This is a genomic window from Janthinobacterium sp. JC611, assembly GCF_018682595.1.
In the GTDB taxonomy this organism is placed as follows: Bacteria; Pseudomonadota; Gammaproteobacteria; order Burkholderiales; family Burkholderiaceae_D; genus Janthinobacterium.
This window is the reverse complement of the sequence record NZ_JAFLJN010000021.1, coordinates 427698-453286: the sequence shown is the minus strand read 5'-3', so window position 1 is coordinate 453286 and position 25589 is coordinate 427698. Positions and strand designations below refer to the sequence as shown.

28 protein-coding genes are annotated in these 25589 nt (G+C 63.5%); 10 read left to right on the top strand and 18 right to left on the bottom strand.

All coding sequences use genetic code 11. The annotated features are described in order from the left end of the window. The first annotated feature begins 22 nt into the window (after positions 1-22). Positions 23-2110, top strand: coding sequence for a penicillin-binding protein 1C (gene pbpC, locus J0O65_RS16445; RefSeq protein ID WP_251373817.1), 2088 nt, complete (start codon positions 23-25; stop codon positions 2108-2110). Here the strand turns inward: pbpC and J0O65_RS16440 are convergent, their stop codons facing one another. The 12 genes from J0O65_RS16440 to J0O65_RS16385 form a co-directional block, all read right to left on the bottom strand. Further along, entirely contained in the window at positions 2111-3733 is a 1623-nt protein-coding gene (locus J0O65_RS16440) for a type VI lipase adapter Tla3 domain-containing protein (RefSeq protein ID WP_215408300.1), read from the bottom strand. 107 nt (positions 3734-3840) lie between these two features. Continuing rightward, positions 3841-4503 carry an effector protein Tle3 domain-containing protein gene (locus J0O65_RS16435; protein WP_251373784.1) on the bottom strand — a complete coding sequence of 221 codons (663 nt, stop codon included), beginning with the start codon at positions 4501-4503 and terminating at the stop codon, positions 3841-3843. A 20-nt stretch (positions 4504-4523) separates the two neighbouring features. Further along, positions 4524-6155, bottom strand: a complete 1632-nt coding sequence (locus J0O65_RS16430; protein WP_215408296.1) for a T6SS effector phospholipase Tle3 domain-containing protein — start codon at positions 6153-6155, stop codon at positions 4524-4526. 110 nt (positions 6156-6265) lie between these two features. Then, the gene (locus J0O65_RS16425) at positions 6266-6499 is read right to left on the bottom strand and encodes a hypothetical protein (RefSeq protein ID WP_086138597.1); all 234 of its coding nucleotides are present in this window, start codon (positions 6497-6499) and stop codon (positions 6266-6268) included. 52 nt (positions 6500-6551) lie between these two features. Next, positions 6552-7232 carry a hypothetical protein gene (locus tag J0O65_RS16420; protein WP_215408294.1) on the bottom strand — a complete coding sequence of 227 codons (681 nt, stop codon included), beginning with the start codon at positions 7230-7232 and terminating at the stop codon, positions 6552-6554. A 75-nt stretch (positions 7233-7307) separates the two neighbouring features. Next, positions 7308-7616, bottom strand: coding sequence for a hypothetical protein (locus J0O65_RS16415; protein WP_215408292.1), 309 nt, complete (start codon positions 7614-7616; stop codon positions 7308-7310). A 105-nt stretch (positions 7617-7721) separates the two neighbouring features. Further along, a complete protein-coding gene (locus J0O65_RS16410) occupies positions 7722-9068 on the bottom strand; it encodes a sigma-54-dependent transcriptional regulator (protein ID WP_215408290.1) in 1347 nt (448 codons plus the stop codon). Next, entirely contained in the window at positions 9055-10968 is a 1914-nt protein-coding gene (locus J0O65_RS16405; protein ID WP_215408288.1) for a sensor histidine kinase, read from the bottom strand. The genes J0O65_RS16410 and J0O65_RS16405 overlap by 14 nt, the downstream gene beginning before the upstream one ends. 214 nt (positions 10969-11182) lie before the next feature. After that, complete coding sequence (locus tag J0O65_RS16400; RefSeq protein ID WP_215408286.1) at positions 11183-11974, bottom strand: ABC transporter ATP-binding protein; 792 nt, start codon at positions 11972-11974, stop codon at positions 11183-11185. An 11-nt stretch (positions 11975-11985) separates the two neighbouring features. Next, positions 11986-12795, bottom strand: a complete 810-nt coding sequence (locus tag J0O65_RS16395; RefSeq protein ID WP_502793566.1) for an ABC transporter permease — start codon at positions 12793-12795, stop codon at positions 11986-11988. 27 nt (positions 12796-12822) lie between these two features. Continuing rightward, positions 12823-13824: an ABC transporter substrate-binding protein gene (locus J0O65_RS16390; RefSeq protein WP_215408282.1), complete on the bottom strand. Its 1002-nt coding sequence runs from the start codon at positions 13822-13824 to the stop codon at positions 12823-12825. Between the two features lie 406 nt (positions 13825-14230). Beyond that, complete coding sequence (locus tag J0O65_RS16385) at positions 14231-14467, bottom strand: hypothetical protein (protein WP_215408280.1); 237 nt, start codon at positions 14465-14467, stop codon at positions 14231-14233. A gap of 492 nt (positions 14468-14959) precedes the next feature. On the opposite strand from J0O65_RS16385, the gene J0O65_RS16380 reads away from it, so the two are divergent. From J0O65_RS16380 to J0O65_RS16345, 8 genes are all read left to right on the top strand, one after another. Beyond that, positions 14960-15460, top strand: coding sequence for a winged helix-turn-helix domain-containing protein (locus tag J0O65_RS16380; RefSeq protein WP_223278908.1), 501 nt, complete (start codon positions 14960-14962; stop codon positions 15458-15460). 235 nt (positions 15461-15695) lie between these two features. Further along, a complete protein-coding gene (locus tag J0O65_RS16375; RefSeq protein WP_215408278.1) occupies positions 15696-16568 on the top strand; it encodes a M90 family metallopeptidase in 873 nt (290 codons plus the stop codon). A gap of 112 nt (positions 16569-16680) precedes the next feature. Further along, positions 16681-17511: a transporter substrate-binding domain-containing protein gene (locus J0O65_RS16370; RefSeq protein ID WP_215408276.1), complete on the top strand. Its 831-nt coding sequence runs from the start codon at positions 16681-16683 to the stop codon at positions 17509-17511. A 20-nt stretch (positions 17512-17531) separates the two neighbouring features. Beyond that, positions 17532-18209: an amino acid ABC transporter permease gene (locus tag J0O65_RS16365; RefSeq protein WP_215408274.1), complete on the top strand. Its 678-nt coding sequence runs from the start codon at positions 17532-17534 to the stop codon at positions 18207-18209. Continuing rightward, positions 18209-18901 carry an amino acid ABC transporter permease gene (locus tag J0O65_RS16360; RefSeq protein WP_215408272.1) on the top strand — a complete coding sequence of 231 codons (693 nt, stop codon included), beginning with the start codon at positions 18209-18211 and terminating at the stop codon, positions 18899-18901. Before J0O65_RS16365 ends, J0O65_RS16360 begins: the two co-directional genes overlap by 1 nt. After that, positions 18898-19641, top strand: coding sequence for an amino acid ABC transporter ATP-binding protein (locus tag J0O65_RS16355; RefSeq protein ID WP_215408270.1), 744 nt, complete (start codon positions 18898-18900; stop codon positions 19639-19641). The genes J0O65_RS16360 and J0O65_RS16355 overlap by 4 nt, the downstream gene beginning before the upstream one ends. 116 nt (positions 19642-19757) lie before the next feature. After that, entirely contained in the window at positions 19758-20324 is a 567-nt protein-coding gene (locus J0O65_RS16350; RefSeq protein ID WP_215408269.1) for a glycine zipper domain-containing protein, read from the top strand. Between the two features lie 196 nt (positions 20325-20520). Next, positions 20521-20880 carry a hypothetical protein gene (locus J0O65_RS16345; protein ID WP_215408267.1) on the top strand — a complete coding sequence of 120 codons (360 nt, stop codon included), beginning with the start codon at positions 20521-20523 and terminating at the stop codon, positions 20878-20880. Between the two features lie 21 nt (positions 20881-20901). Here J0O65_RS16345 and J0O65_RS16340 read toward each other — a convergent pair whose 3' ends face one another. Next, positions 20902-21765 carry a universal stress protein gene (locus J0O65_RS16340; protein ID WP_215408265.1) on the bottom strand — a complete coding sequence of 288 codons (864 nt, stop codon included), beginning with the start codon at positions 21763-21765 and terminating at the stop codon, positions 20902-20904. An 86-nt stretch (positions 21766-21851) separates the two neighbouring features. Next, positions 21852-22172: a hypothetical protein gene (locus tag J0O65_RS16335; RefSeq protein ID WP_215408263.1), complete on the bottom strand. Its 321-nt coding sequence runs from the start codon at positions 22170-22172 to the stop codon at positions 21852-21854. A gap of 222 nt (positions 22173-22394) precedes the next feature. Between J0O65_RS16335 and phbB the strand changes: the two genes are divergently transcribed. After that, positions 22395-23141: an acetoacetyl-CoA reductase gene (gene phbB, locus J0O65_RS16330; RefSeq protein WP_215408261.1), complete on the top strand. Its 747-nt coding sequence runs from the start codon at positions 22395-22397 to the stop codon at positions 23139-23141. 164 nt (positions 23142-23305) lie between these two features. On the opposite strand, the gene J0O65_RS16325 is transcribed toward phbB, so the two are convergent. The 4 genes from J0O65_RS16325 to J0O65_RS16310 form a co-directional block, all read right to left on the bottom strand. Further along, positions 23306-23686: a TraR/DksA family transcriptional regulator gene (locus J0O65_RS16325; RefSeq protein WP_215408260.1), complete on the bottom strand. Its 381-nt coding sequence runs from the start codon at positions 23684-23686 to the stop codon at positions 23306-23308. 109 nt (positions 23687-23795) lie between these two features. Then, positions 23796-24212, bottom strand: coding sequence for a VOC family protein (locus J0O65_RS16320; RefSeq protein WP_215408259.1), 417 nt, complete (start codon positions 24210-24212; stop codon positions 23796-23798). Between the two features lie 83 nt (positions 24213-24295). After that, the gene (locus J0O65_RS16315) at positions 24296-24766 is read right to left on the bottom strand and encodes a hypothetical protein (protein WP_215408258.1); all 471 of its coding nucleotides are present in this window, start codon (positions 24764-24766) and stop codon (positions 24296-24298) included. Then, on the bottom strand, positions 24751-25572 hold the full coding sequence (locus J0O65_RS16310) for a hypothetical protein (protein WP_215408257.1): 822 nt from the start codon (positions 25570-25572) through the stop codon (positions 24751-24753). The genes J0O65_RS16315 and J0O65_RS16310 overlap by 16 nt, the downstream gene beginning before the upstream one ends. Positions 25573-25589 lie beyond the last annotated feature (17 nt).

Genomic DNA, 25589 nt, shown 5'->3' with positions numbered 1-25589 from the left:
GTTGTTCTTTGTCTTGGGCTGCATGCTGGCTGGCCCGGCGGTCGCGCAAGCGGTGCCGACGCCGGCCCAGGTGCAGGCCGCCTACCGCAGTTCGGAAGCGCAATTGCTGGACCGCGGCGGCGCGCCCCTGCAATCCTTGCGCGTGGACATGAAAGTGCGGCGTCTGCCGTGGGTGGCGTTGGCCGACATTTCACCGGCCGTGCAGCAGGCCGTGCTGCTGGCGGAAGACCAGCGCTTCATGCGCCATGGCGGCGTGGATGTGTCCGCGCTGGCCACGGCGGCCTGGGACAACCTGTTTTCCAAGAAACCCCGGGGCGCCTCGACCATCACCATGCAGCTGGCGGGCCAGCTGGACGAGGACTTGCAGGCTCAAGCGGGCGGCCGCAGCCTGCGCCAGAAATGGGACCAGATGCGCGCGGCCCGGGCGATCGAGGCCAGCTGGAGCAAGGCGCAGATTTTCGAAGCGTATCTGAACCTCGTGTCCTTCCGTGGCGAACTGCAGGGCGTGGCGGCTGCCTCGTACAGCCTGTTCGGCAAGGCGCCGTCCGGACTGAACCAGACGGATGGCATCATTTTGGCCAGCCTCGTGCGCGCGCCCAACGCGCCGCCAGCCACCGTCACGCGCCGCGCCTGCGCGCTGGCGAAGGAATGGCGCATGGACAGCAGCTGCCAGCTGATCGGCCAGCGCGTGCAGACGGCCTTGCAGCGCACGGCCCTGTACGCCGACCTGGCCCCCGCGCCGCAAGTGGCGCAGCAACTGTTGAAACAGCCGGGCGCGCAGGTCGCCAGCACCCTGGACGGCGCCTTGCAGCGCTTCGCGCAGGACAATCTGCGCCAGCAACTGGCGTCCTTGCGCGAGCGCAATGTCAACGATGGCGCCATCATCGTGCTCGACAACCGTAGCGGCGAGATTCTCGCCTACGTCGGCAATGCGGGCGGCAGCCACGTCGATGGCGTGGCGGCCCTGCGCCAGGCCGGTTCCACCTTGAAACCCTTCCTGTATGAACTGGCCATCGAACGCCGGCTGATGACGGCCGCCTCCGTCATGGACGATTCGCCGCTCGACGTCGCCACGGCGTCGGGCATGTATGCGCCGCAAAACTACGACCGCAATTTCAAGGGTTACGTCAGCGCCCGCACCAGCCTGGCCAGCTCGCTCAACATTCCCGCCGTGCGCACGGTGCTGCTGACGGGGCAGGACGGTTTCTACAATCGCCTCAAGGACGTGGGCCTGTCCAGCCTGACGGAACCGGCCGAATACTATGGCCCTTCGCTGGCGCTGGGCTCGTCCGAGGTGACCCTGCTGGAACTGGCCAACGCCTATCGCGCGCTGGCCAATGGCGGGCTGTACAGCACGGCCAGCCTGCAGCCGGGCCAGGCTGGCAAGGACAAACGCCGCGTGATGGAAGCGGGCGCCGCCTTCATCGTGGGTGACATCCTGGCCGACCGCGCCGCGCGCAGCATGACCTTTGGCTTGCGCAACGAACTGGGGACGAATTTCTGGAGCGCCGTCAAGACGGGCACGAGCAAGGACATGCGCGACAACTGGTGCATAGGCTACTCGGCGCGCTACACGGTGGGCGTCTGGGTGGGCAACTTCGACGGCAAGCCCATGTGGGACGTGTCAGGCGTGACGGGCGCCGCGCCCGTGTGGCGCGACGTCATGGATTATCTGCACAAGAACGTGCCCAGCCATGCGCCGAAAGCGCCGCCCGGCGTGTTGCAACAGATGGTGGCGTACCAGCCCGCGCTGGAAGCGCCGCGCCGCGAATGGTTTATTGCCGGCACGGAAAGCCCCGTCATCGCCGTGCTGGGCGACACGGTGAAGCCGGCCGCCATCGTCTACCCGGCCGAGGACAGCATCCTCGCCATCGACCCCGACATTCCGCCCGCCCTGCAGCGCGTGTTCTTCCAGGCCCAGGGCAGCCACGCCTTGCGCTGGGTGCTCGACGGCAAGGACATGGGCGCGGCAAGCGAGAGCATCAGCTGGCGCCCCGTGCCGGGCAAGCACGCGCTGGCCCTCGTCGATGGCGCCGGCAAGACGGTGGCGCAGGTGGCGTTCCAGGTACGGGGCAATGCCTTGGCGCAGCTTGCCGCACAGGGGAAATAATCAGTTCGATGGATAGTTCGCTGGGTCGATGGCCGGCGTGACGTAATGCCGCAGCACATCGCCGCCGTGCGGATGTTTTTGCGTGCGGCGTTTTTCGTCCGATGGCGGACTGACCAGCACGATGGTCGCTTCTTCCGCATTACGCAGATTCACCACGGCGCTGACGCCGCCGTCGCGGTAGCTGCCCATCACGGCTATGGCCATCTGCACGAACAGGGTGGCCGCGCCCGTGTTGCCCAGGCGCTGGTCCGTATCGATCCACTGCGCCGTGTTGCAGCTGTCGAGTTCCGTGCCGCCATCTTCCGCATGGCTCAACAAGGTCTTGTGCAAGGCAATCAGCTGGGCCTGATTGCCGCCCGTGGCGGCGACCAGGCGCGCCGGCGCGGCGGGACGTTCGCTGTCCGGCAGGCTGCGCAAGGCTTGTTGCCAGCCCGCCTGCAAGGCGTGTTCGCGCTGGTCGCGGCGCGTCAGCGGCTTGCCGTGTTCATCCGTCATCCTGACGAACGTGGGCCGGTGGAGGTAGCCGAAGGTGGGCAGGCGGTCCAGCTGCGCCAGCTGTTCCTTGTTGAAGGGCACAGGAAACCAGGGCGTGGGCTGCCATTCTTTCGGCGGGTGATAGGTCTTGTGTCTGAGTCTGTCGACCATGCTGAAGCTGCCCGTGCCACGGATGTCGGGGCGCTGCGCGAATTGTGCGGCGACGGGCAGCCATTCGGCGATTGAGGGCTGGCGCTGGGTGAATGCACTCGGGTCTTCTTTCTTGTCTGGATGGGGCACGGCCCGCATCAATTTGTCATATGCCAGATACAGGCGCCGCGCCACGCCGTAGGTATTGAGGTCGTCGACGCTGTCCTCGGGCGGCGCATCGTCATATGCAAACTTCCGCACGGCGTCGATGCGCTCGCGCCGGGCCAGCACGAACAGGGCGGAGGCGTCGGGCATTTCGGGGATGTAGTAGCCGTCCTTGAGCAGTTCAGGAGTGTTGGGAAGGCGATTGGTATCGCGCGACTCCATGCCATCATGCGAATTCAGGATGATGTATGGCACGTCAGGATGGGCGTCAAAAAATGCGAAAACATCCTCCAAGATATGCTCGGGATGTTCGTCGAAGCGCCGCGGCCCCGCCACAAACAAATGCCAGTGCATGCCAGAGGAGGAGGCGCTGCCCGCCAGGCCCATGATGGGGGCATGTGGAGTATCTTGCTGCGCCGGATCTCCAATGGGACCTTCGGCGTTAAATATGGGCACGGCAAAATACATCGGCGTGTTTAGTGCGCCATTTTCCAGCGAGTCTCCTGCACGCCCTCCACTTGTGCCGGCTTTGTCCAGGCTACTCCACGGATACTTCTTCGTATCTTGTTCGCGGATGCTGGTATAGGCATTCCCCGTCTGCAGCGCTTCCCACAGCTTGCCCTGGCGATACTTGTCCAGTGTGACGCCAAGACCGATAACTTCCAGCACGTACTCGCGCTTTTCCTGCTCGTTGGGCGCCGCCAACTGCACTTGCTGCTTTGTGACGGCCATGGGCTTGGACGAATGCAGCCAGCGAGAACCGAGCAATGTAGCCGCGACGATGGGCGGGATCAGCAACAGCCATTGCAGGTGGCGCCATATTTTGCTGCTCATCGTGGACTCCAATAAGAAAGGTGACGGACTGATCAGCAAAGACCCAAACAGAGCCAACACGATGACGGCTGCACCGAGTGGATATCGTAAGCGTGGAGATGCACTTTTCATTTTGGGATATCGTCGCTTGGCTTGTGGGCGACTGGAGCAAGGGCCGTTTCAGTGCGCATGCCGATGACTGTTTCACATACGACGGTGGAGGGCAGCCCAGCCTGCAGGGCAGGTAGCCAGGCGGGTAATTCACCCGAGCTGTAGTAGTCAGCATTGCCCTCGATAATCTGCCTGCGTCTCGGTGGTTCTGCAGACAAGTAGACCGCGAATTTTTTTGCGAAGGTATCCCACTTCAATATCGATGGGCGCGGTATTTTGTCATTCCTTTTCAACCGCCAATCCGCCACTGCACACAAATACTGGTAAAACAGCGGATCACTGCTTGCCTTCCCGCTGCCGATGGCCACGTCATACGCCGTCACGTTGCGGTGGTTTTCCGCGTTGCCGATGATGGCGCCGTGGAAGGATTTGGAGCTGACCTCGTTCTGCCAGCGCTTGCGCGCCTCGTTCGGAGTCTCTTCGCGGTCGACAAGCAGCCTGTCGCCGCCGCCCGGATGGCGCGAGACGCGGTCGAGCTTGCATTGGTCGCCCGCTTCCTTGCCAAGGTTCAGGGCCTTTTCCACTTGCTCGCGCTGGCCCGCGCCGAACATGCCGGCGCCGAATTCGGGAATGCGGTGTTGTAGCGGACGCGGGTCGGCGATGATTTCCTGCTTGCGCATGCGCAAACCTTGCTTGCTGGTCACCGCGATGGCCGCGTCGATCGGGTCGACTTCCTCGCACGGTCCTTGCTGGCCGCGCGGCAGCCTGGCCTGATCGGAATCCTTCGGAACTGCCCAGGGCGGATCTCGCCGCCGTCCAGCACGGCCGCCTTGGGCACGCGCAGCGCTTCACCATTAATCGTGCGCAAGCCTTCGCGCCGTCCAGCTTCCGTTGAAAAGATATTCCATTTTGCGGGTTTGACGGGCGGCCATTGTGTCTCGGCATGGTTGCCCCGATGACCGCGGTTGGCGCCCGCCACATGGGCATGGTCGTCCTCGCCTTCCAGGCGCAGGGCGAAGTCATGCGGCGGCTGGCCCACCAGCACCGGCCCGCGATTCTTGCCGGCCGCATCGGGGCGTTGTTTGTTGGTAAACACGCGCTGGTAAAACCCCTTGCCCAGCTCCGCCAGCGGCTGGCGGCGCTGGAATTCCTTTTCCCAGTAGGTGGGGCCGTCGCCCCAGATGCTTTTGGCCGTCTTGCCCTTGGTCTTGGACAAGCCATGACCGTCGATGTGGTCGGGTATGCCTTGCCAGCCGATGCCCTGCATATTGTCCAGCGCGACAGTCATGTCTTCGGGACAGAAGTACAGATACACCTTGCCCCGGTTGTCGCGGTCCGTTTCCGCGCGCCACGCCGCGCCCGCCATGCCATGGCATATCGTGTGATCCTTGATCTGCGCAAAGGCGGGCGTGGCGTGCTTTTTTGCCACCACGCCTTGCACGATCTGGACGAGGGTTTGCAGGCGCGCATGCAGGGTCTGGCGGTTGTCGATGGTGTCGTATTGCTCTGCCATCGCCGCATCCTGGCCGCCGCCAAAGATGCGGCTCGCTTCCGCCGCGCCGAAAAACATCGTCGTGTCTTCCACCAGGCTGTAGGGTGGATGCGTGAGAATCAGCGTGTCGGCGGGGCGCTTGCCCTCGTCGAGCAGGAAGGCTTGCGCCAGCAGCGAGATCAGGCAGCCCTGGCTGTGCGCGACGATGGACACCACATCGTTGCTGTCGTAATCGCGGATCATGGCGATCAGGGCCGCCAGGCGCTTGGCCGCCAGCACCATGTACATGCGGCCCGGCGCCGTCATCAGGGGCCGCACGGGGTCGCCGCCCACGTCGTACGGAGAGAACAGCCCCTTGTTCCACATGTCGGGCAGGGTGTTGGTGGCGTTACCGAACGGGCCGCCGTTCTTCGACATATCCTTGTCCAGGCGATTGCCGTAGCGGTCCGTGTTCTGGCCGTTGACCACTTTGCTGGCGTTGCCTTGTTCGCGATAGCCCCAGTAAAACGGGATCACGGGGTTGTACGTCGTGTCATCAGGCTGGCGCTTGAAAAAGATGGCGTCCGGATCGGCGATGGTTGCACGCTTGTCGGCCTCCTGCGGCAGGCGGTAGGTGGCCGGGGTGAAAACATGGCCGCCGCCGTACATGCGCGCATCGAGTCCCTGGCACAGGCCCTTTTCCACGGCGCCAAAGCTGGTGCCCACGTCATTGACGCCATGGATGACGATCACATTGCCGGGCAGCTCCGGGCGGATGCGCACGATGGCTTCCTGCATGCGGTCGCAGTGCAGCAGGGCGGTACGCTTGCCGCTGGTGTAGGGAAGTTTAGGATACGCCATCGCCGCTCCATGCTGGCCAGACAGGTCAGTGTAGAGGGGCGAAACGGCTGATTAATTGCGCTGACGCAAACTTTGCGGAAAAGATGGCAGTGATGCCGGGAACGATGGCGCTACCGCTTGGCCAGCGTCTTGTCGGCCAACCCCGGCGCGCCCCACAGCAAACCGAGCCAGACACAGAACGACAGGCCCCGGTGCAGCGCCACAAAGCATAGGCCGAAAATCAGGCCGCGCGCGAACGGGTTCGTGTGTGGCACGTGGGCACTATCGAGCAGGAACATCGTGGCGACGGCGGCAACCGTCATGACGGGCAGCATGAACCACCATTTGCGTTCGATGGGCGACATGGCTTCCTAAAAAAGTGTGTGTCAGCGATTCTAGCGCAAATATTGCCAAAAATTACGGCGCACTGAGGATCTTCGTCAGCGCTATGCGGTACGCCGGCTGCACCTCGCCATCCTTGTCCAGCTTGTCCGTCATGATCACGCCGAAACCTTGCGCGTACCACACGTATTCGCCGCTTTTGCCACGGCTCTTGCTACCGACGTCATGCAGTTCGAACTTGCAGGCGTCGGGGAAGCGGCGGCCGCCCAGTTCCAGGCGTTCCCAGCCCAGGAAGGTGATGGAAAAGTTGCGCTCGTCCGTGCGCGTGGAGGTGGTGATCTTGTCGGACAGGCCGGCCAGCGGATAGTGGGTGCTCGTTTGCGTGTCCGTGAACCGCACGCGCACTTCCTGGCCGGGGCGCATCTTGGCGGGGATGGCCGATTGCGGGGCGTAGACGTTCTTGCTGCGCACGGTGCCGTCTTCGTTGTAATGGATCGTGCCCGTCAGGAAGACCTGGCCGTCGCGGATGTCCTGGTAGGACGTGGCCAGCAGCACGCCGCCGTCGAGGATCAGCTGCGTGCCCTTGAGCTTCTTCCCTTCGAACAGTTCCTCGACGTTGACTTGCGCGTCGCCATTGTTCTTGCTGAACTTGACGCCCGTCGTCAGTTCCATGCACTCGCCCACCGTGGGCGCCGCCTGTGCACCCGCGGCGGCCAATACGCCTGCCGCCACCATCGTTTGCCATGCTGCTTTCATTGCCATCCTGACTATCTTGTAAAGGCGGGATGATAGCGTGCTTGGAAGCAATGTGGCGCAGCGCTGGCGGCGGACTTAGCGGGTCGGTGCCGCCGGTGTCGCTGGCGGCGAGGTGGCCGCTCCGCTGGCGGCCGGGGTGTCCGAGGTGGCGACGGGCTTGCCGCGGCGGCTGCGCTTGTCCGTACGGGTTTTGCTGGCCTTGCCGTCGTGGATCAGCTTGCCCTTGTTGTCCAGCTTGTCGGACTGGTCCGATTGCTGGCCCGGGTCGTTGGGATTGTTGGTGTGGTTGCCCGTCTGGTTGACATTGGTCGTCGACTGGGCTTGCACCCAGGCGCCGCCCACGGTCATCAGGGTGGCGGCCAGCAAGAGAGCGGCGGTTTTCATGGCGGTGTCCTGTGCGAGCGTTGAGATGAGCTTGCATTCTCACACAGCAGACCGCCCGCGCGGGTAGGACGCCGCCTCATGGCTGTGTCGGCTAGTTGCTAGTGCTTATCGGAATTGTTCCGTCGAGATATCAAATCGCTTGAGCTTGTCGTACAGGGTTTTCTTCGGGATATTCAGGCTGGCGGCCGCGTCGATGACGTTGCCGTTGTGGCGGCGCAAGGCTTCCTCGATGATGGAAATCTCGAAGGTGTCCACCTGCTCGGCCAGCGACGCCTCGCGGCAGCCGGCCGGGCTGAGGGTGTCGTCCAGCAAACCGAGGACGAAGCGGTCGGCCACGTTGTGCAGTTCGCGCACGTTGCCGGCCCAGCGCTGCGCCATCAGGGAGGCGATCAGTTCGCCGCTGACGAGGGCGGCCGGCTGGCCATAGCGCAAGGCCGCCTGCAGCACGAAAAATTCGAACAGCAGGGGGATATCCTCGCGCCGGTTGCGCAGGGCGGGCAGGGTCAGGCTGGCCACGTTCAGGCGGTAATACAGGTCGGGACGGAATTTTCCCTGTTCCGCCAGGACACTCAAATCTTCCTTGGCGGCGGCGATCACGCGGAAATTCACGGAAATGAGCTTGTTCGAGCCCAGGCGTTCGACTTGGCGCTCCTGCAGCACGCGCAGCAGCTTGACTTGCAGGGCCAGCGGCATGCTTTCGATTTCATCGAGGAACAGGGTGCCGCCGTTGGCGTATTCGATCTTGCCGATGCGCTGGCGCTGCGCACCCGTGAACGCCCCTTCCTCGTGGCCGAACAGTTCCGACTCAAAAATCGATTCGGGCAGGGCGCCGCAGTTGATCGCCACGAACGGGTGGTCGCGCCGCTCGCTAAAGTCGTGCAGGCAGCGCGCGATGAGTTCCTTGCCAGTCCCCGTTTCGCCGAGGATGATGATGTCGGCCGACTTGGGCGCCAGGTTCAGCACCAGCTGGCGTACCTTGGCCATGGCCGCGCTGCGGCCCACGATGCGCGCCTCGATGCCGACGCGCTGCTCAAGCTGGCGGCGCAAATTCATGTTTTCCAGCACCAGATGGCGTTTATCGAGGGCGCGGCGGCACACTTCCACCAGCAAGTCGGCGGAAAACGGTTTTTCGATGAAGTCATACGCGCCACGGCGCATGGCACCCACGGCCATCGACACGTCGCCGTGGCCCGTGACGAGGATGACGGGCAGGCTGGCATCCTGCGCCACGGCGATATCGAGCAGTTTCAAGCCATCCATGGCGGGCAGCTTGATGTCGCTCAATAAAATGCCGGCGAATTCCGGCACCAGGTAGGGCAGCGCTTCCTCGGCCGTGGCCACGGCCGTCACTTGCAAGCCCGCCAGTTCCAGCGATTGCCGGGCGCCCTTGCGCACGACGGCGTCATCTTCCACCAGCAGCACTTGCATGCCTTCAAAATTATTCTCGTGCATCGGGTGTTTCCTCTGTCTCTTTGTTCTTTTCCCCCGGGGCGCAGCTCAGGGTGATGGTAAATTGCGCGCCGCCCCCTTCCTGCGCGCTGCGGTTGCGCACGGCCAATGTGCTGCCGGCCGCGCGCAGTATGCCAGCGCTGATCGACAATCCCAAGCCCAGCCCGTGTTCCTTGGTGGTATAGAAGGGGTCGAAGATCTTGTCGAGCGAGGCCAGCGGGATGCCGGGGCCATTATCGGTGATACGCAGCACGGCGAGGTCGCCTTCGCGGCGCACCTGGAACCATATCTGCACGGGTTCGCTTTCCGGCACGGCATCCATGGCGTTCGTGATCAGGTTGGTGAACACCTGTTCCAGGCCGATGGCGTTGCACAGCACGATGATGTCGTCCTCCAGCCAGCTTTCATGTAGGGTCAGGCGCTGCGAGTTCTTGCGCGTGCGCATCTGCAGCATGGTTTGCGCAAACGCCTGGCGCACGCTGACGGGCTTGCGCGCATCGTCGCTGCGCCGCGCGAAGCCTTTCAGCTGCGAGGTCACATAGCCGAGCCGCTTGACGAGGTCGGAAATGGTCGACAGGTTGTCGAGCGCATCGTCGATGCGTCCCCGCGCCAGAAACACCTTGGCATTGTCGGAAAACGTCTGCAGGGCGGCCAGCGGCTGGTTCAGCTCGTGCGTGACGCCGGCCGCCATCTGGCCGATGGCCGCCAGTTTGCCGCTTTGCACCAGTTCCGCCTGGGCATAGCGCAAGGTTTGCTCGGCCCGCTCGCGCTCGGCGACTTCCGCCTGCAGGCGGCCGTTCGCATGCACGAGGTCGGCCGTGCGCTGCTCGACCTTGATTTCCAGCTGTTCATAGGCGCGCGCCAGGGTCTGCTGCGCATTGAGCTTGTCGGCGATGCGGCGCCGCCGCTGGCGCGCATACATCAGGGCCAGCAGCAGCAGGGCCCAGCCCAGCGCGGCGGCGATGGCCGCGTTGCGCGCCGCCTCGTCGACCTGGTCGAGCTCGGCCAGCACGGTGATTTGCCATTGCAGCGGGCCCAGCGCTCGGTTCACGGCCAGATAGTTCACCTTGTCGTTGCCGGACAGGGCCGACGTGTCGCCAGCCTGCGGCCGCTCCAGGGTCATGACGCTGGCGCCGTCGGCGAACTGGCGCCGCACCTGGTGCGGCAAGATGGACAGGTTTTCTTGCAGGAACTGGCGTTGTTCGCTGATGTCTTTCTTGGCGGCCGGCGACAAGGGCGCCAGGGTCTTGAACTTGAAGGCGGGTGTGGTGGCCAGGATGACCACGCCATTCGCATCCTTGACCCAGATCTGTTCACCCGCGCCGGGCGTGCGCCACGATTGTTCGATCCAGTCCAGGTTGACCTTGGCGGCGACGATGCCGAGGATGCGCCCGTCGCGCTGCACGGGCTGCGAAATGAAATAGCCGGCCTCGAAGGTGGAAAAGCCGATGCCGTAGAAGCGGCCGATGCCGCCCGCGAACGCATCCTTGAAGTAGGGCCGGAAGCCATAGTTGACGCCCACATACGAGCTGCGGTCTTGCCAGTTGCTCGACGCCAGGGTCGTGCCCTTGTCATCGAGCACGTAGACGGCAAAGGCGCCCGCGCGGCGGTTCATGTCGACCAGGTAGGCGTTGATCTGCGTGACCTTGTCGGCGCTGGGCTGTTCCAGCAATTGCGCCACGGCATCGCTTTGGGCCACGGCCAGGGGCAGGAATTCGTACTTGTTGAGGGCGCCGCCGATGGACGCCGCATACAGTTCCGCGCGCGAATCGAGGGTGCGGTGCAATTCATCGAGCTGGCGCTGCTGCACCCAGGCATACGAGGCCCACGTCAGCACGACCAGCGAGCCCACGGCCAGCAGGGGGCCGAGCGCGGGTCTCAGGGTCCATTTGCCGAATGCCATGGTGCTCCGTGTGTCGGGTTAAGCTTGCGTGTGCCGCAAAGAAGGAATGGTAGTGTACGGCGGGATTCACCCGAATGGGTGAATCCTGATTTATGAATGACATGCAAAGTTGCAGTGTCTGACAAAACCGTAGCTGAAACCCGCAAGTCGAGGACTGGGGTCGGACCTTAAGGTCCGACCCCGGCACTTGCTTTCGGGTTTGGCCGCACGACGACTAATCCGCTGTACTTGCCATGGTTTCCGCATTGTGATGGCGTTGCTGCTCTTCCATCACCATCTCGCCCAGCATGCGTTTCAAGCGGTTGAACTCGGGGGCGCTCGGGTCGCGCGGGCGGGGCAGTTCGATGGCCACGTCGCGCTTGATGGTGCCGGGACGGTAGGTCATGACGATGGTACGGTCGGCCAGGTAGATCGATTCCTCGATCGAGTGCGTGACGAAGACGATGGTGGTGCCGAAGACTTTCCAGATTTTCAGCAATTCATCTTGCAGGTTGCGCCGCGTCAAGGCGTCCAGCGCGCCGAACGGCTCGTCCATCAGCATGATCGGCGAATCGAGGGCCAGCACGCGGGCGATCGCCACGCGCTGGCGCATGCCGCCGGACAGGTCTTTCGGGTAGCGGGCACGGAATTCCGTCAAGCCCAGCATGCTCAGCAGCATGTCGACCCGCTCCCTGATCTCGGCCGGCGTCTTGCCGGCGATTTCCAGGCCGAAAGCGATATTGCTTTCGATGGTCATCCATGGGAACAGCGCATATTCCTGGAACACCATGCCGCGGTCGGGACCGGGCTCGGTGATCAGCTTGCCGCCGGCCAGGATCTGGCCCGACGTCGGCTGCGAAAAGCCGGCGATGGCGTTCAAGAGGGTCGACTTGCCGCAGCCGGACGGCCCCAGCAGGCAGATGAATTCGCCGCTGGCGATTTCCAGGTTGATATCCTTCAGGGCGATGACGTCCGCGCCGCCCGTGGTGAAGATTTTATTGACTGCATTGATATTGATCGTGGTCATGGCCGTTCCTCTCAGTGTTCCAGGCCGCGGTGCCACTGCAGCAAATGATTATTCAGGGCATTCATGGCGATATCGATGGCCAGGCCGAACAGGCCGATGGTGAACATGCCGGCGATAATCTTGTCGGACCAGAAGTACTCGCGTGCCTCCAGGATGCGGAAACCGAGGCCGCTGTTGACGGCGATCATTTCCGCCACGATCACGACGATGAAGGCCGTGCCCATGCCGATGCGCGCGCCGGCCAGGATGTAGGGCGTGGCGGCCGGCAGGATGACGCGGCGGAACATCGTCATCTGGCTGGCGCCCAGGTTGCGCGCGGCGCGAATGTAGATGCCGTCGACCTGGCGCACGCCGGCGATGGTATTCATCAGCACGGGGAAGAAGGAACCGATGCTGATCAGGAAAAAGGCGGGCGGGTTGCCCAGGCCGAACCACAGGATCGCCAGCGGAATGTAGGCGATCGGCGGAATCGGGCGCAGCACCTGCACCAGCGGATCGAACAGTTTATAGATGGTCTTGTTGGTGCCCATCAACAGGCCCAGCGGCAAGGCCAGGCCGGCGCCGATGGCGAAGCCGCCCAGCACGCGCGACAGGCTGGCCCAGGCGTCGTGCGGCAGTTCGCCGGAGAACATCCACACCAGGTAATTGCCCGCTTCGGGCGTGTACGCCTGCATGGGAATCAGGTATTCATACCACTTCACCACCACGGCCACGGGCGAGGGCAGAATTTGCGGATTGATCCAGCCGAACGTGGACAGCGCCTGCCACAGCAGCAGCACGGCCACGGGCACGGCGGCGCCGTGCGCGAAGCGTTTCATCATTTGAGTATTCATCGTGACACTTTCAGATTAGCGTGGTGCGTAAGACTTCTTGGCTTTTTCCAGCAGGTCCAGCTTGACCCAATCCTGGGCGGCAGGCGCCTTGGCCATGCGGCCCACGCCGAATTTCACCATGTAGTCGGTGGTCAGCTGTACGTGGCTCTGCGTGATGTCTTCCGTGAAGATGGCGTTGTCGATGGCGTCGCGGTAATCGTCGGACGTGATCTGGTTCTTGAACATCGATTCGCGCACGTATTTTTCCGCCAGTTTCGGATCGGCCAGGAAGGCGCGCGTGGCGGCGACGAAGCAATCCATGAAGCGCTGGGCCACGGCCGGCTTTTCCTTGTACATCTTTTCCGTCATCACGAGCGCGCGCACGGGCTCCCCCAGCGGCGTGTCGTAGGGCTTGATGATGGCCGCGCCGTATTTCTTGTGGATGGCTTGCGTGGAGTAGGGCTCGGACTGGCTCATGACGTCGATATCCTTGGTCAAGAGCGCCTGGTTCAGGTCAGGGTAGCCCATGTACAGAATTTGCACGTCCTTGCCCGGCTTGTCGGACCAGGTCAGCTTGGCCTTGGTCAGCTCGGCAAACAGCAGGATTTCCTGCGGGCCGCCGCGCGTGACGCCGACTTTCTTGCCTTTCAGGTCGGCGATGCCCTTGATGTTCAGGTCGGGACGCCCGACGATCTGCACGCCGCCCTTGGCGAAGCCGCCCACCAGGTACACGGGCAAGCCCGTGGCGCGGCCCGTGATGGCCGCTTCCAGCGCGCTGGCCGACACGTCGATTTCGCCGGCGATCATGGCCGGCACGATATCGAGACCCTTGGCGAAGATGCGCTCCTCGATTTTCAAGTCGTACTTCGGCGCGATTTCCTTCATGTAGGCGACGGCGCCGTAATGGGCGAATTTCAGGTTGCCCAGGCGGACCAGGTCGGCCGCATGGACGGCCAGCGGGAATTGCGCGGCCAGCGCGACGGCCACGGCCAGTGCCTTGGTGTTGAGGAAGGACGAGATGCGGAAGGTGCTTGCCATGCTGTTGTCTCCAAAAGGTAGATGATTTTATATAGTGGGTCAGGCTACCGCTCTGATGGCGGCTATGAAAATATAAAAGCATCTTCCGTGCCAGTGGAGCGCATTTTGACGTTTATTGCAAGTGATTGTTTATAAAGGTTTAATTTGAATCTATTGAAAATGGGAAATGGCGATATTCCGCCTTTCCGCACGGCGAGCGGAAAGGGCGTGCGGATTGCCGCATTCTTGTCGGTGGGTTCGCCGTCGGCTGGCCGATGCATTGCATGTGAACCTAAATGGCGTGGCCGACTCCAATCGTAAAAAAACGCGTTGCAGACAGGCTGGCAACGCGTAACTCCCCCGTGGAGTAGGGGGGGCGCCGCAGGGGCGCCCGTCTGAGGCCGTGTGCCGGCCTCGACTGCAGGCTTTACTTCGGCGCCGTGGCCGGCGGCAGGGCGGGCGCGGTGGCGGGATCGGTCAGCGGCGCAGGCGGCGTCGTGCTGCCCGGGCCGGTTTCCGGCATGGCTGGCGTGACGGGGGCAGGCATGACTTGTGGCGCGGAAGCGGGATTGGGCGCCATTTCGGGCAGGGGCGCTTCGGCCGGTTTCTTGCAGGCGGACAGGGTGACGAGCAAGGCGGCGGCCAACAGGGCAGGCATTTTCATGATGTTTCCTTTGCAAGAGTCGAAAGTTCGCGATGCGGGCGGCGGGCGCCGCGTGCGAAGCTTGAATTTATTGCAATGGAGATTTCGCTTCTGTTCGCTATTTCACTTTGCGCCATGCATGGCGGCGCAAAGTGGACATGCAGCGGATTTTGATGTCATTTTGAGATGCCATTTTTAGATGCCGCGAGAGAAAGAGTTCAGTGGGGCAATATTTTTCACTTTCTTGCTTCTAATGTTCGTTAACGCACAGACCAGTGAGGAGCAGGATGGCATTCTGTGCCCAGACGCTCAGGATTTGTGGTGCTCTGGCATAAAAATTGCCAAGAACTTAACAATCCGGGCTACCGGCAATCGTTTAAAAGGAGTATTCAAATGCATGCAATGACTCAGTCTCACGTGAAGAGCGAATTAAAGGCAGCGCACCAGGAACTTCGTAGCCCCGAAAAAGGCTCGCAAATGGTAGAACGCGCAGCACCCATCCCCCCGGAACGCATGAATCCCATTTCCATGGCGCCGATCGAGCGCGTGCGTTCGACGTCGGCCACCCTGCGTCGCATCGAAAACATGCAAAAGCTGATCGGCGAATTGTCGCTGCACGAGATGCTGGCCGACGAAATCGCCTGGTTCCTCAAGTTTTCGCCATCGGGCGCCCGCAAATACATCCGCGACCTGCGCGAAGCGGGCGTGATCGAACTGGCTCGCTACATCGAAGGCACCGCCACCTACCTGGGCAAGGCAGTGTACCAGCTGACGCCGGACCCTGAGCGCGTGCGCGCCTTCCTGGCCGCCATCGTCCAGCCGAAACGCGAAGGCGCGCCACCGCGCAAGGACCGTCCCGGCCTGCGCGAGCAAAGCATGGCAGGCAGCGGCCGCCACTTCCACATCCTGGCCGATGACACGCATTACGCCATCCGCGTCAACCGTGGTCCCGTGACGCGCGATCCGCTGGTCGCCGCCTTGTTCGGAGCACCACAGCAGAAATCTGCCGAGTAACACCCGACTTGTTGTCGGGCGTTATGACGTTGCAATGAAAGCCGGGTAACACCCCGGCTTTTGGCGTTGGCGCTCGCCCGTTGATCTTGGCGGATTGAAAAGATGTTAATCAACCCCATGTGGGCTGGACTGCCCGCCCGTTCCGATGCGGGTTCATTCGAAGGAGCTTGTCCTTGTCTGCCTACGCCGCCCTGTTATCGTCTCCGCCACTGCCCTGCCTGAAACGGGACTCCGCATGAACCCGCTCCTGTGGATCGCCCTCGTCACGGCCGCCATCGTCTTTTCGCTGTGGTTCCCCCGCTGGCGTCTGAAGCGGGCCCTGGCCAGGCCCTTGCCGGCCGAAGGCCTGGCCGTGCTGGAAAAGAATATTCCCGTGTATGTGCGCATGCCGGCACCGCTGCAGCAGCAACTGCGCCGGCTTGTCGTGCAATTCCTGTATCAAAAGAAATTCGTCGGCTGCGGCGGCCTGGAGATCACGGACGAGATGCGCTACACCATCGCCGGCCAGGCTTGTTTGCTGCTGCTGAACCGCCAGACGCAGGTGTATCCCGAGCTCGACACCATCCTCGTGTATCCCACGGAATTCATCGTCACGCGCGATGAAGTGGGACCGGGCGGCGTGGTGACGCCGTCTGCCAACGGCTTGCTGGGCGAATCCTGGGGCGACGGCCGCGTGGTGCTGGCCTGGGACCACGTGCAGCGCGGAGCGGCCAACTGGAGCGATGGCCATAATGTCGTGCTGCATGAATTCGCCCACCAGCTCGACAGCGAATCGGGCGCCGCGAATGGCGCGCCCTACCTGTCCAGCGTGTCGAGCTACCGCAGCTGGGCCACCGTGCTGTCGCGCGACTTCGACAAGCTGCGCCACGACGCCATGTTCCAGCAGCAAAGCGTGATGGACCATTACGGCGCCACGAATCCCGCCGAATTCTTTGCCGTGGCGACGGAAACCTTCTTTGAAAAGCCGTACCAGATGGCCGAGCACCACGAAGAGCTGTACGCGCAATTGCTGCAGTACTACCAGGTCGACCCGCGCGACTGGATGGCGCCGCCCGTCGAGCCGGAACACATGGTCTCGCCATTTCCCAACTTTGCCCAGCATTGGTAGCACGGAGAGGCTCTTAGATGATTTGCTTATAAGCAAGGGTGAAAAGATTCCTTTTTGGAAATAAGGGCGCCGCGGTCTAATGGCGGCATTCGTTATCCACCAGAGGAATTCCATGCAGACCCGTCTTCATTTCGCCGCGCTTCTTTTCACCTCCATCGCTTTCACGCAGGTGGCGCAAGCGGACCAGCTGGCCGCCATCAAGGCGAAAGGCGAGCTGGTCTGCGGCACCCTGGGCACGGATGAACCGAACAGTTTCATCGACGCCAAGTCGCGCCAGCTGGTCGGCTATGAAGTGGACCTGTGCCGCGCCATCGCCCAGGGCCTGGGCGTCAAACCGGTGATCAAGCAATTGGCCGTGGCCGCCCGTATCCCCGAATTGCAGCAGGGCCGCATCGACATCCTGACGGCGTCCCTGACGCACAACAAGGAACGCGAAGCGCTGGTCGATTTCTCCCTCTCCACGTTTTACACGGGCCAGCGCGTGCTGGTCAAAAAAAGCAGCAATATCACGACGGTCGCTGGCCTGGCCGGCAAGAAAGTGCTGACCGTCAAGGGCGGCACGCAGGAACCGAATATCCGCAAGGCCGTGCCCGGCGTGGACGTGGTGACGTTCGAGACGGCGGGCCAGGCCTATCTCGGCTTGCAGCAAGGCAAGGGTGTCGGCTATGTCGACGATGAAGTCTCGCTGCTCAACAACTACGCCAAGCTGGGCGCCGCGCAAAAGGATTACCTTGTGCTGCCGCAGAACATCAGCCAGGAAGTGTTTGCCTTCGGCATCCGCAAGGGTGAGACGGGCGTGAAAACGGCCGTCGACCAGGTGTTGCGCGGGCTGGAAAAATCGGGCGAGGCGGAAAAGCTGTTCTTCAAATGGTATGGCCCGACGAGCAATGTGAAATTTGAGAAACGTAATTTCAAGATCGAATCGGACAAGATCGACGCCTGAACCTTGCCTGACTTTTCCGCATGTTTGATCTGAACTTCTTGCTGGCCGGCGACTACCGCGACTGGTTGTTGTCCGGCTTGCTGCTGTCCTTGCAGCTGATGGGCATTACCTTGCTCCTGTCCCTGCCGCTGGGGTGCGGCGTGGCCATGCTGCGCCTGGCGCCGTCGCGCCTGCTTAACGGCCTGGGCGCCGCGTATGTCGAGCTGATCCGCAACGTGCCCTTGCTGGCCCACTTCCTGTTCTGGTATTTCGGCGCGCCCGAACTGCTGCCCGACACGTGGAAGGAGCGCTTGTATGCCGGCAATATCGAAGCCGTCAGCGCCGTCACGGCCCTGACTTTATATACGGCCGCCTACATGGCGGAAGACATCCGCAGCGGCATCCGCGCCATTCCTGCCCAGCAATTCGAGGCGGGCCGGGCGCTGGGTTTCAGCTTTCTCGCCACCATGCGCCTGTGCATCGTGCCGCAGGCGCTGCGGCTGGCCGCGCCGCCGCTGCTGTCGCAAACCCTGAACCTGTGGCAAAACACCAGCATCGCCACCGTCATCGGCGTGGCCGAGCTGATGTACCAGACGCAGCGCGTGGAAGCGGCCTCGTTCCGCAGCGTGGAGACCTTCGTTTTCGCCAGCGTGGCGTATCTGGCCGTCTCCCTGCTGATCGCGGGCCTGGCCGCCTTGCTGCAGAGGAAGGTGTCCTGATGCTGGAACTGATCCACGATTACTGGCTGTATTTTCTTGTGGGCCGCTATCCCGAGGGGCCGCTGGGCGGCCTGGCGCTGACGGTGCTGCTGGCCAGCCTGGCGCTGGTGCTCAGCCTGCCCGTTGGCTTGCTGCTGGGGCTGGCGCGCCTGAGTCCCTGGCGCCTGCTGCGCTGGCCCGTCGCCGCGCTGATCCACGTGGTGCGGGGGATTCCCTTGCTGCTCGTCATCTTCTGGGCGTATTTCTTCCTGCCCAGCATCACGGGCCATGAAAGCGGGCAATTCGGTACCATGCTGGCCGCCCTCGTCATTTTCGACGGCATTTATCTGGCGGAAATCGTGCGTGCCGGCGTGCAAGCCGTGCCCAAGGGACAGGTGGAAGCGGCCCGTTCGCTGGGCTTGAATTATCTGGACAGCATGCGCACGGTGGTGCTGCCGCAGGCGCTGCGCCACATGCTGCCGTCCCTGGTCAACCAGTTCGTCTCGACCATCAAGGAAACTTCGCTTGGCACCATCATCGGCCTGGCCGAAGTGTCGTTCATCGCCTCGCAAGTCAATGGCCTGGTGCTGACGAAACCCGTGCAAGTGTATTTCCTGCTGGGAATGAGCTACTTTGTTTTATGTTTCAGCCTGTCGCGCGCCGCCTTCTGGCTCGAGCGGCGCCAGGCGCGTTTCTTGAAAGCGGCGGCATGATTAGCTTTGACAACGTCAACAAATACTATGGCGACTATCACGCCTTGAGCGGTATCAACGAGCATGTCGCCAAGGGCGAAGTGCTGGTCGTGTGCGGGCCGTCCGGTTCCGGCAAGTCGACCTTGATCCGTACCATCAACCGCCTGGAACCGATCGCCTCGGGCCGCATCACGGTGGCCGGCCAGGACATCCACGCGCCGGGGCTGGACGTGAATGCCTTCCGCTCGCACATCGGTTTTGTGTTCCAGCAATTCAACCTGTTCCCCCATTTATCGGTGCTGGACAACTGCGCGCTGGCGCCGCAGCGCTTGCGCGGCCTCAGCCGCAAGGAAGCGCAGGAGCGGGCGCTGGCCCTGCTGGAGCGGGTGGGGCTGGCGCACAAGGCGCGCGCCATGCCGGCGGCCCTGTCCGGCGGCCAGCAGCAGCGGGTGGCCATCGCCCGCGCGCTGGCCATGCAGCCGCCGCTGATGCTGTTCGACGAGCCCACCAGCGCCCTGGACCCGGAAATGGTGGGCGAGGTGCTGCAAGTGATGCGCGACCTGGCGCAGGGCGGCATGACGATGGTGTGCGTGACGCACGAGATGGGCTTCGCGCGCGACGTGGCGGACCGCGTCTGGTTCATGGACCATGGGCAAGTGCTGGAACGGGCCGCGCCCGAGGATTTCTTTGCGCGGCCGCAACATGCGCGCGCACAACAGTTCCTGTCCGATATACGCAGCCCGTTTGGCGCGCCAGCCTGAGGAAAGGCGGCCCGCGTGCATGACTGTGTGCGTAAGCGAACGGTACGCCGCAGGGGGCCGGCGCATGCTGGGCAAGTGGCGCGTGGGGCGCCCGCAGCCGACCAGGAGGGCTTATCATGTCACGCATCATCGCAGGTCATTTTCAGTTGCAGGAGCAGATAGACGCCGCGCGCGCCGCCCTGAACCAGGCGGGCTTTCCCGACAGCCGCATCAGCGCCTTCTTTGTCAACCAGCCGGGCCAGCACGACTTGCACGCGCTGGGCGGCGACCGCGATATCTCGCCGGGCGCCAAGGAAACGCCGGAAGGCGTGGTGGAGGGCGTGGCCGTCGGCGCCGCCGTCGGTGCGGGCATCGGCGCGGCCACTACCTTGGCGACGGGGCCGCTGGGCCCGGTGGTGGGTGCGCTGGTGGGCGCCCACGTCGGTTCGCTCTACAGTTTCAACAAGATGAAGGAGGCTGGCGAAGCGGAGAAGCATGGCGAAAACAATGGCGAAAACCGCCGCCAGCCACGCCATCCGGGCATGCTGATCGCCGTCGCGCTGGGCGGCCTCGACGAGCGCGAACGGGCGCTCGAAGCGCTGCACCGGCTGGGCGCCGAACATATCGAGGAGGCGGAAGGCACGATCGCCAATGGCGATTGGCATGATTTCGACCCGCTCAGCATTCCCGTGCTGGTGGCGTGAACGAGCGCCTCCGTGGCGCAAGATGCATAAATTCCGCGGCGCATGAAATTTAGGTATGATCCTTGTTAGTATTCGTAATTATTGGTAAACAATGCCGACAGGGATAGTTTCCGCGCGCCCGAAGTGACACTGGACCAAGGTGACTGCCTGTAGTACTTGCCTCGCATGCTAACGAGTATGGATAGGAGGTCGCGTCATGACACAGGCATGGTTCATTCTGACACGGGCCGATGGGCGCGACATCTGCGCGCCCTCGCCGGCACAGCTGGCCGATGCCCTGGCCGAGGTCTACCGCGGCGGCGCCGTCGCGCCGGATGGCAGCCCGGCCGCCGTCGTGTTGCGTTTCGGCTACGACGACGGCTTGATGTATCAGGTCGAAGTCGCTAGCGGAGGCGAAGTCACTTTCGAGGAATGGTCGGACCGCGATTGCGAAATCGCCCTGGCTACGCCGCGCCACATGTCGGCCGTTCCGCAGGACACCGCGCAGCAGCTGTGGCAGTGGCTGGCGCAGCGCCAGGTGGCGAAGATCCGCAGCCAGCCCTGGCAGGGCGGCTAGCCCTGGCGTCAGCCTAACGGCCTAGTGCGCCATCAGCACGGGGATCGTCATGCTTTGCAAGATCGTGCGCGTGACGCCGCCGAGGATGGTTTCGCGCAGGCGCGAATGACCATACGCTCCCATCACCAGCAAGTCGGCCGACAGGTCGGCCGCCTGCGACAGCAGCGCTTCGCCGATGTCGCCGCGCCGCACGCCGCCGCCATCGAGCAAATGCAGCCGCACTTCCACGCCGTGGCGCGCCAGATAGTGCGTCAGCTCGGTACCCGGCTGTTCGCCGTGCTCGGCGGCATGCACCTGGGCATCGAAAATGGCCACGTGGACTTGTCCGGCACGCTGCAGCAGGGGCAGGGCGGCGCTCACGGCGCGGCTCGCTTCCTTGCTGGCATTCCAGGAAATGAGCACATTGCGCGCGGCCGCCGGCGGCGCCAGCAGGGGCGGCGGCGCATACGGCACGATCAGCACGGGGCGCCCCGAATGCAGCAGCACATAGGCGGGAAAGTCGCGCATCACGGACGGCGATTTATCCTTGGCATTGTATTGGCTGATGACGACCAGGTCCGCATAGCGGGCCAGCAGGCTGATGCCGCCCGCCGCCTCGTCGTCGAGCACGCGCTGTTCGAACGAGGCGACGCCGGCCGCGCGCACCTGCGCCTCGAAACCGTCGAGCGCGTGCGTCGCCCGTTCGCGCAGAAAATTGAGGTGCAAGCTCAGGTTCGGATCGGCATCGAGGTCGGGCTGGTTCTGGTACAGCAGGCGCGACACGCCCGTCAGGGCCACGCCCGTCAGGTGACCGCCGCAAGCCTGGGCGATGCTGGCCGCCGCTTCGATGCGGGCGGCGCGCCCGGCGCTGTCGTCGATGTGGAGCAATACGGTCTTGTACGTCATGGCCTGGCCTCTCGCTGTGCAGTAGTGGCCATTCTGGCACAGAGCGGGGAGCCGGCCGCGCACGACTGCGGCCGGCGCTTGCCGCGTCAACTCATGGCGATGATGATGATGTCGGCGTCGCAGTTGCGGTAGTGAATCACGATGACGATGATGCGCCGCAATTGCGCCGCCTTTTGCGCCACCTCCAGCATGCTGCGGCTGGCGCGGTTTTTCATGGTCACCTGCACTTGCGAGGCATCGCTGACGGGGATGCCCATGGCCTTCAAGGCCGCCTTCGGATTGGCCATCAAGGCCAGCGCATGCTGTGGATCGAGCTCCGCCTGATGCACCGATTCCACGTCGCTCATGCCGGGATTGATGTCGTTGAACAAATCCCTCAATGCTTCTGTGTCGTCCTGGATTTCCATCGCGTTCTCCATGTGAGTCTGACCGTCAAGCAAAGTCGGCACGACTTGCCTGTCGAGGTGCCATCACCTCTTCGGTGAGTATAATTTTTGCAATTTTCCTTGCATGGATGCAGCGCAGACGGATGCAGACTCAGCCTTTGATCTGGCGCAAGGCCGCTTTCAAAAGTGCCACCTACACTTGATCCCACGCAGAACAACCATAACAAGTGGGGAGAGACGGCAATGAAAGAACAAAAGGTAGCGCTGGTCACGGGTGGCATGGGCGGCCTGGGCACGGCATTGTGCCGGCGCCTGCATGCGGCGGGTTTTGCCGTCGTGGCGGCGCATACGCCGGGCAATGCACGGGTGGGGAGCTGGCTCGACGAGCAACAGGCGCAGCAGTATTATTTCCATCCGCTGGCGCTCGACGTGACCGACTTCGCCGCCTGCAGCGAGGCCGTGGCAAGCGTGCTGGCGCGGTTCGGCCGCATCGACGTGCTGGTCAATAACGCGGGCATCACGCGCGACCAGAGCATGCGCAAGATGGAATTGCCGCACTGGTCAGAAGTCATGCGCACCAATCTCGACAGCCTGTTCAATATGAGCAAGCAGGTGCTCGAGCCGATGCTGGCTAACCGCTGGGGCCGCATCATCAATATCTCGTCCGTCAATGGGCAGAAGGGCGCGTTTGGTCAATGCAACTATGCGGCCGCCAAGGCGGGCGTGCATGGCTTCAGCAAGGCGCTGGCGCTGGAAGTGGCGCGCCACGGCATCACCGTCAACACCGTCTCGCCTGGCTATCTGCGCACGCAGATGGTGACGGCCGTGCCGGCCGATATACTGGAAACGAAGATCCTGCCGCAGATTCCCCTGGGCCGCTTGGGCGAGCCGGACGAGGTGGCGGCCCTGGTGGCTTACCTGGCGTCCGACGAGGCGGCCTTCGTCACGGGCGCGAATATCGCCATCAATGGCGGACAGCACATGAGTTAGCAAGCGTACAGCTGGATGCTTGAAGCAGGGCAATGGCAGTAGAGGAGACCCGTCCACCCAGCCGTCACGCACGATGCCGGCGGGGGACGGCAGGCAGCATGGTAGTCACGCTGGAAAACAGGGGGCAGGGCAGCGATGCCTTGCCCTTTGTTGTTGCGCAGCCGTCACGGTAGCCCGCGCTGGGCCTTTTCCAGCCGCGTCTGGCAATCGATGCACAAGCGCGCTTCGGGACGCGCGTTCAGGCGCGACAGGCCGATGGCTTCGCCGCAGTTGTCGCACAGGCCGTAACTGCCATCGGCAAACTTGGCCAGCGCCTGCTTGATGATGGCCAGCTGCGCCAGGTTGTGCTCGGCCGCTTCGCTGACGAGGGCGTTCAAGGTGCGCACGCTGGCGTTGTCGGCCGGCGAGGCTTCGATTTCATTGAGCAGCGAGGCGCGCGCGTCCGCTTCGGCCGCTTCGTTCTCGATCTGTTCCAGCAGTGCCAGCTTGCGTTGCTCCAGCACGCCTTGCAGGCGCTGCAACTGGTCTTGCGGCAATCCATTCATGGCTGTCACCCGTTAAGAGTCTCTCCTATATGGTAGTCCAGGATGGGCGACTCTGCTTGCGCTAATGCCCGCGCCGCGTTTGAGATGGCGCAGGCAGGCGTGGGCCGTTCTATGCTGGTTCTTTCAGGCAGTTGATCATCCAGGCGACGCCGAACTGGTCTTTCAGCATGCCGAAGCGCTTGGCCCAGAACGTTTCTTCCAGGGGCATCTGGATGGCGCCGTCACGCGCCAGCGCGTCGAAGGCCCGTTCCGCCTCCTCTTGCGTATCGACGGTCAGGCAGATCGCGCTGCCGCTCATGCCCTTGGCGCCCTCGTTGCATCCGCCGTCCGTGCCCATCAACATGGTGGGACCCAGCTGCACGGAGCCGTGCATGATCTTGTCGTACCAGTCTTCTTTCACCTGTTCCTGGGCCGGCGAGCCGCGGTACGGCATCAGGCACAGGTCCGTGCCATGCAGGTGCTGGCGGTAGTATTCCAGCGCTTGCGCGCAGTTTCCATCGAATTGCAAATACGGTTCGATACGCATGTTGGCCTCCTCTGGTCATCGCCCCGCCGGCACGATTGCCAGGCGGGGACGTCCCAGTATAGGCGCTCGCCGGCCGATTTCAATCAGTCCGGCGCCATCTCTTGCAGCCGCTCACGCACCTTGCCCAAGGTGCCGAGAATGCGCTCGGGATTGCCGGCGAGGACGGCACTACCCAGGTGCAACAAGCTCGTCGCCAGGCTGATCCAGTGCCGCACGTCGTCGTTGCGGGCGATGCGCAGGCGCACCGTGTCGAGCAGGCCGCTGAGTTGGCGCTGCGCCGTTTCCAGGCCCATCACCGTGTGCCCGGCGGCATCGGCATACAGCTGATTGGCTTGCTGGCGCAAGGCCACTTCCAGCGCGAAGACGGCTTGCGCCTGGCTGTGGCTGATGCCATTTTCGCCCTGGCTGGCGCGCTTGCGGATGGCGCGCATGACGGCGCCGTGCAGGGTGACGGCCGCCTGCGACAGGCTGTCGGCCAGTTGTTCGACGCGCATGGCGCTGCTGAGCGCCGCTTCGCGGCGTTCGCTGCCGCTCCTGCCTACCGATCCGTCCATCTTGCCTCCGTGGTGGTGAGGGCGGCGGCGAGCTGCGCGTGTTCGCGCGCCAGTGCCGCCAGTTGCCGGCGCGCCAGCGTATGGCGCAAGCCAAGCAGCCGGTATTCTTCAGTTTTGCTTTGTTGCATGTCTTTCGCCAGCACGGCCAGCAGGCGCTGCTGCGGTGAGTCCGCATACGCGATTTCCACGTCGAGCAAGCCGAGCACCATGTCGCGCTCGTTGTCGCCGCTCTTGTCGTACAGCGCCAGCAAGTTGTCGAGTGCGGCCAGCAGGGCTTGCAGCGGCGCGTCGCCATCGCGCAGCACTTGCCCCAGGTGCGCCTGCTGGCTGGCCGCGCCGCCCAGGCGCGACAGTTGCTGCAGCAACAGCGTGTAGGCGCTCACATGGCGGTCGTCGATGCCGCTGCCGGGCCAGGCGCGGATGGCGGCGCCGGCGCCGGCCAGTTCCGGCTGCACCTCATACGCATCGGCATCGGCCAGACGGCCCAGCGCCTGCAGGTACAGGCGCACGGCCTGCGCCAGGCGCGCCACGTCGCCCTGCGCGGCGCGGCGTTGCGCATCGAGCAGGCGTTCGCGCGCGTCTTCGGCGGGTGACAGGTAGGGGCGGGCGCGCTGGTACGTGTCCACGTGGCGCTGCGACAACTCGCTGAAGGCGGTCACGGCCCCGGTGCCGGCGGCCAGGGCGCGCACTTGCGCCAGCTCGGGGCGCGCGGTGGCGCAGCCGCACAGTACGATAGCCAGGCAGAGGTGCAGATGGCCATGGAACAGCCGCAGGGCGCGGCGATGGCGGGCGGGCAGGGCGGACACGTCACCTCTCGACAGAA